The sequence below is a fragment of the Pseudomonas sp. MF08817 genome, from assembly GCF_059862705.1.
Window position 1 is genome coordinate 1 of record NZ_JCBCUY010000059.1, and the last position, 15,756, is coordinate 15,756.

At 56.2% G+C, this 15,756-nt stretch carries 13 protein-coding genes; 9 read left to right on the forward strand and 4 right to left on the reverse strand.

Annotated elements, in window-relative coordinates:
- Window positions 1–578 precede the first annotated feature (578 nt).
- Window positions 579–1,499 (reverse strand): universal stress protein, encoded by a 921-nt coding sequence (locus tag AC19YR_RS23510; protein ID WP_095108370.1) that lies wholly within the window; start codon window positions 1,497–1,499, stop codon window positions 579–581.
- Window positions 1,500–1,765: 266 nt separating this feature from the next.
- Here AC19YR_RS23510 and AC19YR_RS23515 point away from each other — a divergent pair, with 266 nt between their 5' ends.
- The 4 genes from AC19YR_RS23515 (at window position 1,766) to AC19YR_RS23530 (ending at window position 5,432) form a co-directional block, all read left to right on the forward strand.
- The gene (locus AC19YR_RS23515; protein WP_095108369.1) at window positions 1,766–2,839 is read left to right on the forward strand and encodes an NAD(P)-dependent alcohol dehydrogenase; all 1,074 of its coding nucleotides are present in this window, start codon (window positions 1,766–1,768) and stop codon (window positions 2,837–2,839) included.
- Between the two features lie 38 nt (window positions 2,840–2,877).
- Entirely contained in the window at window positions 2,878–3,120 is a 243-nt protein-coding gene (locus AC19YR_RS23520) for a hypothetical protein (RefSeq protein ID WP_095108368.1), read from the forward strand.
- 45 nt (window positions 3,121–3,165) lie between these two features.
- On the forward strand, window positions 3,166–4,404 hold the full coding sequence (locus tag AC19YR_RS23525) for an MgtC/SapB family protein (RefSeq protein ID WP_500600334.1): 1,239 nt from the start codon (window positions 3,166–3,168) through the stop codon (window positions 4,402–4,404).
- Between the two features lie 104 nt (window positions 4,405–4,508).
- Window positions 4,509–5,432, forward strand: a complete 924-nt coding sequence (locus AC19YR_RS23530) for a universal stress protein (RefSeq protein WP_095108366.1) — start codon at window positions 4,509–4,511, stop codon at window positions 5,430–5,432.
- Between the two features lie 54 nt (window positions 5,433–5,486).
- Here the strand turns inward: AC19YR_RS23530 and AC19YR_RS23535 are convergent, their stop codons facing one another.
- The gene (locus AC19YR_RS23535) at window positions 5,487–6,050 is read right to left on the reverse strand and encodes a GNAT family N-acetyltransferase (protein WP_095108365.1); all 564 of its coding nucleotides are present in this window, start codon (window positions 6,048–6,050) and stop codon (window positions 5,487–5,489) included.
- Between the two features lie 225 nt (window positions 6,051–6,275).
- Between AC19YR_RS23535 and AC19YR_RS23540 the strand changes: the two genes are divergently transcribed.
- Window positions 6,276–7,187 (forward strand): universal stress protein, encoded by a 912-nt coding sequence (locus AC19YR_RS23540; protein ID WP_500600335.1) that lies wholly within the window; start codon window positions 6,276–6,278, stop codon window positions 7,185–7,187.
- Between the two features lie 85 nt (window positions 7,188–7,272).
- Here the strand turns inward: AC19YR_RS23540 and AC19YR_RS23545 are convergent, their stop codons facing one another.
- The gene (locus AC19YR_RS23545) at window positions 7,273–8,016 is read right to left on the reverse strand and encodes a helix-turn-helix domain-containing protein (RefSeq protein ID WP_095108363.1); all 744 of its coding nucleotides are present in this window, start codon (window positions 8,014–8,016) and stop codon (window positions 7,273–7,275) included.
- A gap of 325 nt (window positions 8,017–8,341) precedes the next feature.
- On the opposite strand from AC19YR_RS23545, the gene AC19YR_RS23550 reads away from it, so the two are divergent.
- On the forward strand, window positions 8,342–9,226 hold the full coding sequence (locus AC19YR_RS23550; RefSeq protein ID WP_095108362.1) for a universal stress protein: 885 nt from the start codon (window positions 8,342–8,344) through the stop codon (window positions 9,224–9,226).
- 63 nt (window positions 9,227–9,289) lie between these two features.
- On the opposite strand, the gene AC19YR_RS23555 is transcribed toward AC19YR_RS23550, so the two are convergent.
- Window positions 9,290–9,715: a potassium channel family protein gene (locus AC19YR_RS23555; protein ID WP_095108361.1), complete on the reverse strand. Its 426-nt coding sequence runs from the start codon at window positions 9,713–9,715 to the stop codon at window positions 9,290–9,292.
- 323 nt (window positions 9,716–10,038) lie between these two features.
- Between AC19YR_RS23555 and AC19YR_RS23560 the strand changes: the two genes are divergently transcribed.
- The 3 genes from AC19YR_RS23560 (at window position 10,039) to AC19YR_RS23570 (ending at window position 15,649) form a co-directional block, all read left to right on the forward strand.
- Window positions 10,039–10,986, forward strand: a complete 948-nt coding sequence (locus AC19YR_RS23560) for a universal stress protein (RefSeq protein ID WP_095108360.1) — start codon at window positions 10,039–10,041, stop codon at window positions 10,984–10,986.
- A 72-nt stretch (window positions 10,987–11,058) separates the two neighbouring features.
- The gene (locus AC19YR_RS23565) at window positions 11,059–12,444 is read left to right on the forward strand and encodes an MBL fold metallo-hydrolase RNA specificity domain-containing protein (protein WP_095108359.1); all 1,386 of its coding nucleotides are present in this window, start codon (window positions 11,059–11,061) and stop codon (window positions 12,442–12,444) included.
- A 553-nt stretch (window positions 12,445–12,997) separates the two neighbouring features.
- Window positions 12,998–15,649 (forward strand): YobI family P-loop NTPase, encoded by a 2,652-nt coding sequence (locus tag AC19YR_RS23570; protein WP_500600336.1) that lies wholly within the window; start codon window positions 12,998–13,000, stop codon window positions 15,647–15,649.
- Window positions 15,650–15,756 lie beyond the last annotated feature (107 nt).

Sequence of the window (15,756 nt, forward strand, 5' to 3'; positions counted from 1 at the left end):
TGAGTCAGCTGCCGGTAATGCGTAGTCATCTGCGCTTGAATCCTTCGGTGTGAGAGCCTGGATTCTACCGGTGGCTGACTCTCTGCCTATCGTTTCAAACGTTGCACTTATTCTATGAATTCAGGGTGGATAAACAACCCCAGCAACATCCATATCGCAATCAGAGCCAGGAAGGGCGCGGCTCTACTCGGTGTTATTTGACCAATCTTCATAGCTTCCTCAGTTCGGCGTGTAGGGTTTGCGTTCAGCTGCAGGCGGCGGATTGTATCTGCTGTCGATACAGACTGCGACTTGTGGGGTTTTTGTTCATACGGCAGGACGCCCGGGGGTGGGGGCTTCCACCGCCGGCCAATAAAACTCGCCTTTGGGAATGCCGGCGGCGGCGCGCCGCTTTATCAGAGATATTATCAACGCCGACAGTCGGCGATTGTGACCAGCCCTTGAAAACCGATCCCCCCGAAAGCCCCGCATTTCCTAGCCCACACCCTCCTCAGAGTCAATAGGTAACCCCGGTCATTTGAGCGTTCATTCCTCATTCTCCCGTTACCTATTTTGTTGAAACGCGCTTTATCCATCGTTCAGATTTTTTCCGGGGAAACTACCCACACGCTGCAGGGTAACTTGTACAGCAGATGTTCTACCGTACTGCCAACCAACCGCTCCATGCTGCGGTGTCCAACGCGTCCCATTACAATCACATCGGTGTCATAGGCCTGCGCATAGCTGGACAGCACCTTGGCCGGATTGCCCATGATCATGTGCTGGTGTTCCGGCGGGATACCATTGCGTTCAGAAAGGTCGCGAAACGCATCAGCCTGCGCCTTGAACAGCGACTTGGCTTTTCCCGAGGAGAAAAACGCCGATCCATTGCTGAAACCGAACTCGTCCGCACTGATGCTGGAAAGGTCATGGGCGTAGATCACGTCCAGTTCTGCATTACAGGTGCTCGCCAGTTTGGAGGCCTCGCGCAGAATACGGTCGTTGAAGCCTTCGTATTGCTCATCAGAATGAAAAGGGTCAACGGCGGCGACGATCTTGCGCGGTAAAGTGTTGTGCGAATGACTGACAAAATGCAGGGGCACCGGGCATTCACGTAGCAGGTGGATATCCAATGGCGTAAACATCAGGCGTGACAACAGCGATTCGTGTTCCAGTGCCTTGATCAATACGGCCATCGGCTGTTCTTTGAGATGTATGAGGATTTCCTGCAAAGGCCTTTCGACCCAGACGACTTCCGTGGTGACGTGCACACCGATCTTGCGCAGGGGGCGGGCCTGGTCTTCGAGCCACTGACGATGGCGCTCGACATAGCCCAGCCGCATCTGTTCCAGTGCCTGTCCATTGACCAATCCTGCAGTCGCCAGCCCTTCAAGATAATCGAACGCCACGATGTGCAGGGCAGCACCTGAGGCCTTGGCCAAGGCAGCGGCCCGGTCGAAGGCGGGGCTGTTTTCCATCAACGGCGAAACGACCAGCATGAAGCGTAATTGATCGGACATGACAGATCTCCGGTAGGTAATCGCTTGCCCCGATGGCTGCGGTGTTATTGGGCAGTGAAGCCTTGAATCTAGCCTGCCGCTGTTCAGGGCGCCGGGTTTGATCTTTGTCAAATGGAAGGGAATGGAGGGTGTTGCCCGACGTGCGGTTGTCCCGGCTTCGTCCAGTGACGAAATTGTTGACCATTATCAATCTTTCGTCCGATACCCAGGCGCAGTCTTTGGGCTCCTGCAGACTTTGGCTTACATAAGTAAAAGGAGGGGTCACCATGGCAACCATGAGAGCGGCTGTTTTTGTCGAAAAGAACCGAATCGTACTGGAAGACAAGCCCGTCCCTGAAGTCGGACCGCTGGACGCATTGATCCGTATCACCACCACAACTATTTGTGGCACTGACGTACACATCTTGCGCGGTGAATACCCTGTGGCCAAAGGGTTGACCGTGGGCCACGAGCCGGTGGGCGTCATTGAGCGGCTGGGATCGCAGGTGCGCGGTTTTATCGAAGGGCAACGGGTGATTGCCGGTGCCATCACGCCCAGCGGGCAAAGTTATGCCTGCCTGTGTGGCTGCGGCTCCCAGGAAGGACCAGACACCCGCCATGGCTTTCGCGCAACCGGCGGCTGGAAGTTCGGCAACATCATCGATGGCTGCCAGGCCGAGTACGTGCTGGTGCCGGACGCCCTTGCCAATTTATGCCCGATTCCTGATGAACTCAGTGACGAGCAAGTTCTGATGTGCCCGGACATCATGTCTACCGGGTTTTCGGGGGCCGAACGAGGTGAGGTGAATATCGGCGATACCGTTGCCGTGTTTGCCCTTGGCCCCATCGGCCTGTGTGCGGTCGCGGGTGCGCGCCTCAAAGGCGCGACGACGATCATCGGCGTGGATGCCGTGGCCGAGCGGATGACTGTCGCACGACAATTGGGTGCGACCCATGTGGTCAACTTCAAGGACGGTAACGTAGTCGAGCAGATCATGGCGCTTACTGATGGCCGCGGTGTCGATGTGTCCATCGAGGCGCTGGGTACCCAGGGTACTTTCGAATCTGCCCTGCGCGTACTACGTCCGGGTGGTCGACTGTCCAGCCTCGGTGTTTACTCCAGCGATCTGCGCATTCCCCTGGACGCCTTTGCTGCAGGGCTGGGGGACTACAGCATTGTCACCACTCTGTGTCCGGGCGGGAAAGAGCGCATGCGTCGCTTGATGGCAGTGGTGCAAAGCGGTGGAGTGGACCTGTCGCCGCTGGTGACCCACCGTTTCAAACTCGATGATATTGAAGCGGCTTATGAATTGTTTGCGCACCAACGGGATGGCGTGATGAAGGTCGCGATCACCCCGTGAGGGTGTCCTCGTTTACTCGAAGCTGTACGGAGGTCTCTATGATCATTGATATCAAGGAGAGACCGGCAAGCCATTGCTGGGTCGTGTGCATGGATGCCTTGCAAGTGAACGTCTACACGCTGGGAGAAGCACCGGCGTTTGTTGGCCAACTCAAGGCGCGTATCGAGGCGCCACATGTCTGGCCAAGTGGTACCGGCCGGGCAGACGACACAAGACCGATGCCTGACCGTCAAACGGCTTACTTCAATGGCAAGCGTGTCTACGTCGACCGCGTGGAGTAACAACGTGGACCAGTGTGGGGCGCAGTTCAACCAGTTGACGATCCAATGAACGGAGCCATTGGGCTGACAGGAGCAGCCGCAGCGCTGGGGATTGGCATGCTCATCGGTCTTGAGCGCGAACGGCACAAGGATCAGGGTGAAACCCGCGCTTGTGCCGGTTTACGGACGTTCGCCATTACGGCGTTGCTGGGTTATGTGGCGATGCAGGTCGGTGGTGGTTTGCTGGTGGGCATCCTGGCCATCGCTCTGGGGTTGCTCGTCACCGTGGCTTATTGGCGAAGCCTGAGCAACGACCCCGGGGTGACTAGCGAAGCAGCATTATTTACGGTGTTGGTATTGGGGGCGTTGTGTGCCACAAACCCCGAGCTGGCGATTGCTGTCGGTGTGGTGATGGCAGGATTGCTGACCTATCGGGAGAAGCTTCACTACTTTGCCCGCAGCCAATTGACTGATGCGGAGTTAGGCAACGGCCTTATCCTGCTGACGGCTGCGCTTGTCGTGCTCCCCTTGGCACCGGACCGTTTTATCGGTCCCTACGCGGCCATCAATCTACGCACTATTTGCAGTCTGACCGTATTGCTGATGGCAGTGGGGGCAGTTGGGCATATCGCCGTTCGGGCCCTGGGGACCCGCTACGGATATGCGATCAGCGCCATTGCCTCCGGTTTCGCTTCCAGCACTGTGACGATCGCTGCCATGGGTCATCTCGTCGCCCGGCAGCCCAACAATATCAAGGTTCTGAGCGCGGCCGCGATCCTGTCCAATATGGCCACCGTTACGCAGGTCGGCTTGATCCTGGGGGCGGTCGATCCCGGTTTGCTGCGCCATATGTGGGGGCCATTGATGTCGGGAGCCGCCGCCACGGTGTTGTATGGGGGATGCCTGATGTTTCCCAAGTCAGCGATCGAGGCCAACCAGCCGATTAAAGTCGGTGGGGCGTTCAACCTCAAGCTGGCCCTGATCGTCACATTGACCATGACCGGCATTACCTTTGTTTCGTCTGTGATGCTCAGCCATTTCGGCCAGCTGGGGGTAATGTTGACGGCAACGTTCAGCGGATTTGCCGACGCACATGCTTCCACAGCGTCGATTGCCACCTTGGCCAAGTCTGGTCAGTTACCCTTTGATGCCATTGTCGGGCCTGTACTGATTGCGATCAGCAGCAACTCCGTCAGCAAATGCGTGGTGGCGTGGGTCAGCGGCGGGCGCCGCTTCGCCGCTTACGTGATCCCGGGCCAGGTGTTGCTGACCCTGGCGTTATGGGCAGGAATGGGGCTGTTCTGATGGATATCGCGCGCGCAACTGATAAAAATCAAGTGGTCGGAACAAGGAGTAATCAATCTGTGGTTCTACTCTCGGATTGAAATAGCCGTGTGCTGAGGTGCCCCATGTCGCAATCTCAACGTTTACTCTTGATCGCTCCTTCAACCATGGCTCGGACACCGGCATTTGACCGGGCTGCTGCGCTGGCGCTCGCGATGCAATTTCCGTTGCATATCGTGGCGTTCGACTATTCCCAGGCCCTGGCGGTGGCCGGGCTGTTCGCCCCGGAACAATTCAAGCGGGCTCGGGACGGCTATTTGCAAACCCATCGCCAATGGCTCGTGGAGCAGGCCGGATTGATGAGCAAGCAGGGTGTCGAGGTCACCAGCGAGGTGGTATGGGTACAGCATCCTTATGAGGAGATTCTGAACTTCATCAATGAGATGCCGCTGATGTTGATCATCAAGGACGCCCAGGAAGAGTCAGCGTTCAAGCGAGTATTTTTTACTCCGCTGGATTGGCAGCTGCTGCGCGATTGTCCTGTACCGGTGCATCTGGTGACGACTGCGTTGAATGCCCGACCACGCAACGTGCTGGCCATCATTGATGTGTTGCGCGATGAAGATCAGGACCGTGTGTTCAACGACCAGATTATCGAGGCAGCGGCGAAACTGGCGGCGGTCTGTGATGCCAGTCTTGAGTTGCTGCATGTGTATGACTGGACGGCTATATACGTCCAAGACATGGGCTTTGGCGCATTGCCGCTGGCCACCGGCGTTTATGAGATGCTGGGAACGGCACAGCATGAGACATTTGCCTCCATCGCTGAACGTCACGGCGTGCCTCCGGAACGTCGTCACTTCATTGAGGGGGTACCCGTGCCGAGTATCTGTGAATTCGTCTCGGACCACCTTACCGATGTCGTTGTCATGGGCACGGTGCAGCACAGGGGCTTGAGCAAATTAATCGGAACCACCGCCGAGCAACTCCTGCATCGGGCGCCGTGCAGTGTGCTGGCGATCAAGCCAGGAAGAAAGCTGCAGTCCTGAGGGCTGGATCGCCCCGCGATGAGCCATTGGCGGGAACATCGCGGGGGCGATTTTCTACAGGTAAAGTCGATGAATCACCTGATGGCTGTCGTCGGGATCATTGTGCGTTTCGAATCCGAGCGCCTTGGCCAGGTCGCGCATGGGGGCATTGCTGGACGAGTCCACTGAATACATCTGGCGAAAGCCGTTTTTGCGGGCTGCCTTGATCAGGTGGTCCATCAGCAATGCGCCCAGGCCCAGGTGCGTCCATTCATCGGCGACCGTGACGGCACATTCACACTCCTGCTCACGGGTGGCCGCGTAACGGCTGATACCGATCTCGACCAGTTGCCCGTTGTCATGGACCAGGGCGATGTAGGCCACACGCTGTTTGTTGTCCGTGTCCATCAACTGATTGAGCATCGCAGCGCCGGGTTCGCTGATCTGCGCGAGAAAGCGCATATGACTGGATTCGGGAGACAGCCGTTTGATGAAAGCGTATTCACGGTCGCGATCCTTCTGCGCCAGTGGTCGGATCAAAACGTGGCGACCGTCCCTGAGCGCTTCTATCCAGTATTGGCCGTCGACCGCGGCATAGGTGGCCGCGGCCCGATCGTTGTGGTCTTTGACGGTAAGCATGGGGTGTTCCTCCAGTGCGGTTTGCAAGATTGGCATGCGGCAAAAAATTCGCGTTTGAGTTCTTTTCTACTCCGCTGGCCACGTTTGAATCTGATCTGGATCAGACAGCTGTGCCGGCGGCACCGGTTTGCGTGGGCTTGATGTAAATCAAACCGCGCCAGCTGATAGAGCGCAGTCTTGAAAACATCCCGGCACTGTACGACCGGAGTCGGACGGAGGTGTGTGATGGGGCAATATCAACGTTTTCTGCTGATCGCTGACCAAACCCTGCATCAATCTCCCGCCCAGCTACGTGCCGTCGCCTTGGCCAAGGCAGCCGGGGCCGTACTGGATGTGCGGGCCTTTGTCGAACCGGCACCGGTGGTGCATTTATGGCAAGAAAAAGTCGATGACGCAGAGCAACAGCGGTATTTGCGTCGCTACCGCCGCTGGGAGGCCGAAGAGCTCGATCGACTCAGCGACCTGGGGCTGGAGGTGACGGTCAAGGCCGTCTTCACCACCCATGCACTGCTGGATATCTTGAAGACGGTCGAGGATCTCAAACCCGACCTGTTGATCAAGGATGTAACCCTTGAACCTGTGCTCAAGCGAGTGTTCATCACCCCGCTCGATTGTCACTTGTTGCGTGAATGCCCGATCCCCGTGCATCTGGTCAACCACGTTCGTTACAGCTTGCCGCACCGAATCGTGGCGGCAGTGGATCCGTTCGATCCGTCGACACAATTGAGCGGTTTGAACGACACCATCATTCAGACGGCCAACGTCCTGGCCCTGCAATGCGATACGCCGTTGCACCTGCTTTACGCCTATGACCTATCGCCTGCTTTCAACAGCGACGCGCCATTGGCCGGGGGCGGTTGGGGCGTGGATCTGAGCGAAGAACTGCGTCAATCCTTGCACCAGGCGTTTGTTGCACTGGCGGAGCGTCACGGGGTGCGACCGGAGCGACGGCATTTCGTCATGGGACTGCCGGTGCCGGTGATCAGTGAGTTTGTCGAGCAATACCTGGCCGATGTCGTGGTGATGGGTACTGCGCATCGGGTGGGGCTCGATCGGTTGATCGGCAGCAATACAGAGCGGGCGTTGTACTCTGTGCCGGGCAGTCTGTTGGTGGTCAGGTCGCGTGTCAGGGAATGAGCATTGTCGCGTCGTTGAACTGACCTGTGCGCAACAGCGCCATCCAGAACCATGGCACGCATGTAGATTCTCCAGGTTGGAGGTGTCAACGGAGGTTGCGATTGCAGCCCACGATCAGTTGCTTGAGCCCGCCCATGTTCAGGATGTTGACGTCGCGGCCGCTTATTTCCACCAGTCCCTGGTCACGCAGGTGCGCAATGCCTCGACAGATGGTTTCCAGGCGCAGGCCCAGATAGGAGCCAATTTCCTCCCGACGCATTTTCAGCACAAAACTGCTGGACGAATAACCACGGGCCTTCAAGCGCTGCGACCAATTGAGGAGAAAAGCGGCCAGGCGTTCATCCGAGTTCATGTTGCCCAGCATCATCAGCATGTCGTGATCGCGAACGATTTCCCGGCTGAGGATTTTGTTCAGGTTGTGCTGCAACGAAGGCAGTTCTCGGGCAAGTTTTTCCAGGTGAGCAAAATGGATGGGGCAGACCTCGCTATCTTCCAAAGCAACGGCATTACACGCATGCAGATCGGTGCTGATGGCGTCCAGACCAAGCGTTTCGCCGGGGATCTGGAACCCCGTGACTTGCTCGCGACCATCGACCGACAGCACGCTAGTCTTGAACGAACCGATTCGCACCGCATACAGCGAACGCAACGGGTCGCCTGCGCGATAAAGCGCCGCGCCCTTTTTGACCTTGAATCGTTGCACGATCAGTGTGTCGAGACGTTCGATTTCCGGACCGGTCAGGCCAAGCGGCAGGCACAGCTCCAAGACGCTGCAGTTGGAACATGCAGACTTTAGGTTTTGACTTTGAAACGGCCTGGCTTCAGACATGATCTAAATGCCCCCGTATGGATGGGCTTAGCATAGGTGCTAATAGCCCAAACCACTGTTTTTTCCGACCTATTGTGGACGTAACAGACAAACGGGTAGAAAACCGTTCTGTCGGCTGGCTCCCATGCGCAATTCAATTCATATGCAGTCTTTGAGATTTGATGCAAATCAAGTCATGAGCGCTGCAGGCGCTCAGAATCGAAAAAACCTGTTGGTGGCCTGATCCTCTAGAGGAGAAGTTCATGAGCGATTATCTGAGTGCCGAGCAACTGCAGGCACATGACGTCCAGGCTGAGCCGAATATCCACCCCACGGGAGATTTTTCATGAGCCAGTATCAACGCCTGTTACTGATCATCAACCCGGCGTTGCGCCATTCCTCAGCCATTAATCATGCAGCGGCGCTGGCCAAGGCCAGCGGTGCAAGTTTGCATATCGCGGCGCTGAGCCCTTCGTCCAAATGGTTATCGCTGCTTGAAGAGGGCGATCGAGAATCAGGTCGGGAGCGGTACCTGCAGGACCATCGCGGCTGGCTTGAGGCTCAGGCCGAAAATTTGCGTGGCAGGGGGATAGAGGTGACCACCGAGGTGGCCTGGGCCGAGGACATCAAGCAAGACATCATTGAACACGTCACGGACATGCAACCCGACGTGTTGGTCAAGGAGGTTCAGCATGAGTCCGCGCTCAAGCGGGCCTTCTTCACCCCGTTGGATTGGCATTTGTTGCGTCACTGTCCAGTGCCGGTGTTTCTGGTGGGCGGGAGCAGCTTCGTTTTGCCTCGCAAGGTAGTAGCAGCGGTCGAGGTATCGGATGTCGAGTCTACCGACAATGAACTGAACGACCGAATCATCAAGCAGGCTTGCAGCCTTGCGATGCAGTGCAACGCCGAGCTGCATTTGCTGTATGCCTGCGATATCTCGGCCGCTTTTCTGGCGGACATGGGCGGCCTGACCCTCGCTGACCTGACCCACGCGCTTCGCAGAGACCTGGAAACGTCGTTCATTGAGTTGGCAGATCGGTTCGGAGTGCCCTCCGATCGTCGGCATTTCATTGAGGGAAACCCGGTAAAGGCGTTGAGTGAGTTTGCCGATGAACACAATGTGGATGTGATCGTGATGGGCAGAGTCCAGTCCCATGGTGTGGACAAGCTTCTGGGCAGCACGACAGAGCATATTCTGTATCAGGTGCCCTGCTGCGTTCTGGCGGTCTAGATCTTGTGCGTACCAGACTTGATCCAGACCGTCAGCTAAGTCTGATACGAGTCAGAAAGGGGATTATTTGCGCTTCCAGTACTTTTGCATTTCCAGAAACAGGAAGGATGCGGTCCATGTGATGAGCACCAGCCCGGTAAGGGCTTGCAGGCCGGTCAAGTATTTGAGGTTGCCCACAGGCGAAATATCGCCGAAGCCGATGGTCGTGTACGTCGTAAAGGAAAAGTAAACGCAGTCCATCAGCGAACCGTCGAAGTTGCCCGTCAGGCTGCCCCATCCCCCTGAGTGCACCATCAGGTAATAGACCAGCGCAAAGCACCAGACCTCTATGGCGTGGGCCAGGAGGGCGCCGAATACGCCAACCACGATTCTGAAGCGGTTCCACACCTTGAGCCGGGGCAGCCAGTCATTCAGGCGTAACAGGCATTCGTAGTGGATCACTACGGCGATGACCACCACCAGCGTATTGATCAGCGTGACTGCCAGCATGGCAAATCTCCAGCGATAGGGGAGGCAGTGCATCTGCGTAGTTCTGCGCGAGGAAGCCGGAAAATCGTTGAGCTGAATCAACAAGGGTTTAAGTCATCGAAAGCCAGTCGCTCCGTTAACGATAGCTGTTGAATAGTTGATAAAAGTCAGATCCCCCCTCGGCATAACGCCAAATAATCGAACTGCCGCTTTCCGGTCGCAACAAGTCGACAGGACTTGTTGCTGGCTGCAGTCATGAGTTCGCTCGAAGTAACAAACGTTTGACCCAAGGCTCGACAACCAGGCGGGTTTGCACTCAGGCAGGTTTCAGGGCGAGGTATGTGATGCTCAAACTCAAACGCATTCTATTGATAGCCCCCAGCGAAATGACCCTGACCCCGGCGTTTGAGCGTGCACATGCCTTGGCGGGTGCAACCGGTGCCTTATTGCACATTGTCGCGTTCGATTATGTCCAGGCCCTGGCGGTAGCCGGTCTGCTTGACCATGACGCGATGGCACAGGCACGAGAAGGCTATCTGCAGGTTCACCGTCATTGGCTGGAGCAGCAGGCCCGATTTCAACGATGCAGCGGCATACAGGTGACCACCGAAGTGGTCTGGGCCAGGTCGAACCTGACAAACCTGCTGGAATACGTGAACGACTTTCTTCCGGACCTGGTGATCAAGGACACCCATTATGTGCCGGCTCTGGACCGCGCCTTTCATCGGCCTGTGGACTGGCGATTGCTACGCGAGTGTCCGACCCACCTGCACCTGGTGACCAGCGCCCAAAATCCCAAGCCCTTGAAAATTCTCGCGGCGATCGATCTGTCCCATCTGGAGGAGCTCACTCAGGGATTGAATGACCGAATACTCGACCTGGCCTCTACTCTGGCGGCCAGTTGCGGTGCGCAGTTGCACTTGCTTAACGTCAGTCGTTGGTCAGAGATAGGCGATGCGCCGATGAGTGTACCGACAGGCAGTCTTGATGAGAATTTGAGAGACGCTATCGAGGATGCCCAACAAGAGGCTTTCGATGTGCTTGCCGAGCGCTACTGCATCAAGGATGCCCACCGACATTTATTGACGGGCTCCCCCGACAAGGTTATTGCACTGTTCGCTCAACAGCATGCTTTCGACATGGTGGTGCTGGGCACGGCTTATCACCATGGGCCTGAGCGGTTTATCGGCGATACCGCCGAAAGCGTGTTGAACCGGGCACCGTGCAGCTTGATGATCGTCAAGCCATTAGCCTTGCCCGATTTAAAGCAACGCCGTAGAGCTTGCAGTTGATAAAAATCAACTTGCCGTGAGCCAAAAGGAGCGATCAATAGCGCTCCCCCTGAATGCGCAAGGAAAACGGCCATGCGAATCACATTTCTAGGTGCCGCGGGTACGGTGACGGGTAGCAAGTACTTGCTGGACCATCGCAACCAACATGTGCTGATCGATTGCGGTCTGTTCCAAGGCTACAAACAACTGCGATTACACAATCGGGACCCGTTCCAGCTTCCGGTCAGCGATCTCGACGCCATTGTCCTGACCCATGCCCATCTCGACCACAGCGGCTATTTACCTGTCCTGGTGCGCAATGGGTATCGCGGCCCGGTCTACGCCACGCCCGCTACCTGTGAGCTGGTGAAAATTCTGCTGCTGGACAGTGGCCGACTGCAGGAAGAGGAGGCTGAGTTTGCCAATCGGCATGGCTTCTCAAAGCACAGCCCGGCGTTGCCGCTTTACACTGAGCAAGATGCCGAGCGAGCACTAAAACTGTTGCGGCCGGTGGAGTTGCACCACAAGTTGAAAATTGCCTCGGATATGACCATTCAACTTCGTTGTGCCGGGCATATCCTGGGGGCCGCGACGGTGGAGGTGATTGCTGGCGGCCAGACGTTGGTGTTTTCAGGCGATTTGGGGCGGCCTGACGATCCTTTGATGTTCGCTCCGGAAGCTGTCGAACAAGCGGATTATCTGTTGGTGGAGTCTACCTACGGTGATCGCCAACATCCGGACGAGTCGCCACAGGCGCAATTGGCCGAGGTCATCACCCGCACGGCGCTACGCCGAGGGATCACCCTCGTACCATCGTTCGCGGTTGGGCGCGCTCAGTTGCTGATGTATCACCTGTATCAGTTGAAGCGCAAACGGGCGATTCCCGATATCCCAATCTACCTCAACAGCCCGATGGCCACTGATGTCACGATTCTGTACCAGCGCTTTCGGAGCGAGCACAGATTATCCATGGAAGACTGCGAAGGTATGTGCCATGTGGCGCAATTCGTACGCACCGTAGATGATTCGAGAGCGCTTGATCAGCAACGCACCCCAGCGGTGATTATCGCCGCCAGCGGCATGGCGACAGGAGGGCGGGTGGTCCATCACCTCAAGGCACTGGCTCCCAATCCGATTAACACGCTGCTGATGCCTGGCTTCCAAGCCGGTGGCACCCGTGGCGCGCAAATTGTTGCGGGAGCGTCTTCGGTTCGTATCCACGGCAAAGAAGTGCCAATCGGTGCCGAGGTAGTTCCAATGCAAACACTGTCCGCACACGCCGACGCCGATGAAATCATGCAGTGGCTGCGTGGGTTCAAGCGACCTCCAAAACATACCTTTGTCGTCCACGGGGAACCTAACGCGTCGGATGTACTGCGCCGGCGTATCAGTCTGGAGTTGGGGTGGTCGGTTTCAGTGCCGGAGTATCGCGATAGCGTCGAACTCTCCAGCATTGAATCGCGCGTAGATGAGCCGTAGCAGTGCTGTAAGCGCGATGTCTGAGTTTGAGTTGGACGTAGATGAACGGAATGAGTATGGGCAATGGCGCCGCTGGACCATCCTGCACAAGCAGTGGCACGCGCTGACCGGACGAGAAACGACACTGAACCAGCTTCATTGGCGGCCACCTCATTACACGGGTTTGTCGAATCAGCAGCTTAGGAGGCTCATGAACATATCTGACATAGCACCTTATTGAACAAGTGGGCGATGTCATATGTTCATAAGTCGATCAAGGGCCCGAGATTGCTGACTCAATGGTCTCTAAATCAGCGCGACTGTTCATCGATTAGTGTTCATAGACCTAGCTTTCCCCCGGTCATTAGTCTCGTCGCCCCGACCTTTATCCGTCCATCCAGTGATGGTGGAGGTATGTTCGACGGCGGTACGGGGTGCGCTTGCGTGGTGTTTCGTGACCGAATATGTCATATAGCCGCTATTGTATTTTGTTGCAGCGCCACCGCTGCATATTATTAGCGGTCATTCGCCTGCTCGGCGGGACACGGAAGGCCATTGCATGAGATCTGGGTAGATGCTGGGAGCTATCAAAAATCGTCTAGGCCTGGCGTGGGAAGCGCTTGTGGTTGGAGGGAGAGCTGCGTGGAGGGTGCTGTCCACACGGCATCAGAGAGGCAACGTTGATCCTTTCTTTGAGCCGTTGACCCCCGTCATTGTCACGGACGGCCGATCGGCCCGGTATGAGCGCGAGTTGCTACATGCCCTGGAAAACTCCGATGTTCTGAACATCGCGCTCACAGGTAGCTATGGCGCGGGTAAGAGCAGCGTGCTGAAGACATTCTTCAGCAACCATCCACAGTTCAACCACACCTATGTGTCCCTCGCGACCTTCAGCAAACCCACCTTGGGTTTGACTCCTCAGCCTAGTGGCCAACCTCCCGACCCTGACTCCGCACCTGAGGGCCCGGCTGTTACCGGGGGCGAGCACTCACCTGGGGATGTCGATCTGGTCAATCGCATTGAAGAGACCATCGTCCAGCAACTGCTCTACGCGGTGCCCGCAGCGAAAGTGCCCAAGACTCGACTGAAACGGATAGCCCAGGCCTCAAACTTCAGTATTAGCATGCGCACCCTGGGGTTCACTTTGCTTGCCGTCTGCGCCTTGAGGCTCTATGTACCCAAGCTTGCGATGATAAAAACCGTGTCGCTTGAATGGCTGATCAAGGGCTTAATGGTTCTTCCCGAGTCTGCAGCGCTGGCTGGAGTGGCGATTGGTGCAATCTATCTGTTGTACGCCGGGTTGAGGTTCATGTCCCTGTTTACCATCGATGGGCTGACCCTCAAGGGAGGCAAGCTTGAAGCGACTCACCATGGCTCGGTGCTTCATAAGAACGTCGATGAAATCATCTACTGCTTCGAGCGCAGTGATATCAACGTGGTGGTCATTGAAGACCTGGATCGCTTCGACATCCAGGACATCTTCTTCAGGCTGCGAGAGATCAACTTCATCATCCAGCGATCACCCCAGGTCAAGCGTCCTGTCCATTTCGTCTACGCCATCCGTGATGAGCTGTTCACGGTCACGGACAAGACAAAATTCTTCGACCTCATTATCCCCATCATCCCTGTGATCAACTCCGAGAACTCCAGGGAAAAGCTGGTCGAGCTCATGAAGGCCCGCCAGGTGGCCGGCAAACCGCTCGATGATGGCTTGAATCTCAAACTCATCGAGACGGTGTGCTACTACATCGACGAAATGAGGCTGATCAAGAACATCGTCAACGAGTATGACGTCTACGCGAACGTACTGGCTAAGGACGGTCTGGAGCTGGATCCCAACAAGCTGTTTGCGATGGTTGCGATCCGAAATCTGCACCCCAATGCCTATGCGGACTTGGTCAAGCGGCGGGGCACGATCTATGGCGTCATTGATGGCTACGCGAAGTGGGTAAAAGCCGAAACCGACTTACTCGAAACGGCAGCTCAAGCGCTAGAGGATCAGCGTGCGGCACGTGAAGACGAGGTGGCCGATAGCGTGGAGCATCTACGTTTGTCCGTCTGGTTTGAGATTTTGAAACTTGGGAACAAACCCACTGCAAACCACGTGCGGCTGGATGGCGGGTCTACGGTCACGCTACTGGACTTTGTATCGGATCCTGTATTCGCCCAGGTAGTAGCATGTCGAAGCGTGCAACCAATTGTGATTTCACACTGGCAAGATAACGGCCAAGCTGTCCTGTCTAAAAAGGCTTTGCAAGAGGCACGTTACGATGAGCGCCTGCAACGCTTTCAGACCTCGCTCGATGAGTTGGATGAGCAACTTGAAACGAATCGAAGCAAAGTGCTACGCCTCAAAACGGCAGGTTTTCGGCAGATCGTTTCCCTGGGGTACGGCGCAGAGCTTGCCAAACGCCTAAAAGGGCTAGAGCTCATAACGTTCCTCGTTCACCGCGGTTTCTTCGACACGGATTACGTCGATTACCTCGGATATTTCTACGAGGGATCACTCACCCAATCGGATAAGAACCTCATCATGGGGCTTGTCAGGGGGGAGGAGTACGACGTGACCACTCCAATACATAATCCGGAGCTTGTGATCAGGAAGCTGGATCTGGATTCGGTAGATGGCGGGCGCGGCATTATGGTCGATCTTATTCATGAGCTTTTGCAGTCGCGCAAGGATGAGATGGTTGCCAGAAGGGACAAACTTCGCTTGATCCTCCAAAGCGGTCATGATTACAAGGAGCGTTTCGCTGAGGTGGTAGCACCGATTGTTCCTGGGACGTACGGTTCTGCGCTTATGAGAGCAATGTATGGCGCAGATCGCGATCTCATTCCGTTACTGCTCAGCCATGATCGATTCAAAACATCCACCTTGCGGCAGCAGTTCCTCATTGCTCTTCTGGATGCGCTGACGCCCAAGGAGATGCAGACCCTCGACGATAAGTCTGGCCGGTTGAGGAAGACTATCAATGAGCTGCGTGATGCTTCGGTTCTTGCAGCGAAGCTTGCGAGTAGTCAAAACGGATGGAGGTGGGTCAGGGAGCTGCCAGCGCAATTCTCCAACCTCGATTCGAGTGCCTCGTCTGGAGATTTGCGGCAAATGGTGGAGTGGGGTTGTTTGGCCCTTAACCTCAAAATGCTGCAATTGCTCTGCCAGACACTGGATCCGGGAAATCAGAGCGTTAGGGTAACGTACCATCGGCTTAGGGATGGTCTGAAGTAGCCCTGTATTTCTGGCTGACTTCAGCCTCCGCCGATTTTGAAAGCGGTCAACCGATCAAAAACGATCAGATCGCCCGCTTATTTCTGTGTTTTTAGCCGCCGCGAGCA

Bases quoted from the DNA above. Each gene is read 5' to 3' on its own strand.
- AC19YR_RS23520 (WP_095108368.1), top strand. From the start codon at position 2,878: ATGATCATTGATATCAAGGAGAGACCGGCAAGCCATTGCTGGGTCGTG.
- AC19YR_RS23535 (WP_095108365.1), bottom strand. From the start codon at position 6,050: ATGCTTACCGTCAAAGACCACAACGATCGGGCCGCGGCCACCTATGCC.
- AC19YR_RS23510 (WP_095108370.1), bottom strand. From the start codon at position 1,499: ATGTCCGATCAATTACGCTTCATGCTGGTCGTTTCGCCGTTGATGGAA.
- AC19YR_RS23560 (WP_095108360.1), top strand. From the start codon at position 10,039: ATGCTCAAACTCAAACGCATTCTATTGATAGCCCCCAGCGAAATGACC.
- AC19YR_RS23525 (WP_500600334.1), top strand. From the start codon at position 3,166: ATGAACGGAGCCATTGGGCTGACAGGAGCAGCCGCAGCGCTGGGGATT.
- AC19YR_RS23550 (WP_095108362.1), top strand. From the start codon at position 8,342: ATGAGCCAGTATCAACGCCTGTTACTGATCATCAACCCGGCGTTGCGC.
- AC19YR_RS23515 (WP_095108369.1), top strand. From the start codon at position 1,766: ATGGCAACCATGAGAGCGGCTGTTTTTGTCGAAAAGAACCGAATCGTA.
- AC19YR_RS23540 (WP_500600335.1), top strand. From the start codon at position 6,276: ATGGGGCAATATCAACGTTTTCTGCTGATCGCTGACCAAACCCTGCAT.
- AC19YR_RS23545 (WP_095108363.1), bottom strand. From the start codon at position 8,016: ATGTCTGAAGCCAGGCCGTTTCAAAGTCAAAACCTAAAGTCTGCATGT.
- AC19YR_RS23530 (WP_095108366.1), top strand. From the start codon at position 4,509: ATGTCGCAATCTCAACGTTTACTCTTGATCGCTCCTTCAACCATGGCT.
- AC19YR_RS23570 (WP_500600336.1), top strand. From the start codon at position 12,998: ATGCTGGGAGCTATCAAAAATCGTCTAGGCCTGGCGTGGGAAGCGCTT.
- AC19YR_RS23565 (WP_095108359.1), top strand. From the start codon at position 11,059: ATGCGAATCACATTTCTAGGTGCCGCGGGTACGGTGACGGGTAGCAAG.
- AC19YR_RS23555 (WP_095108361.1), bottom strand. From the start codon at position 9,715: ATGCTGGCAGTCACGCTGATCAATACGCTGGTGGTGGTCATCGCCGTA.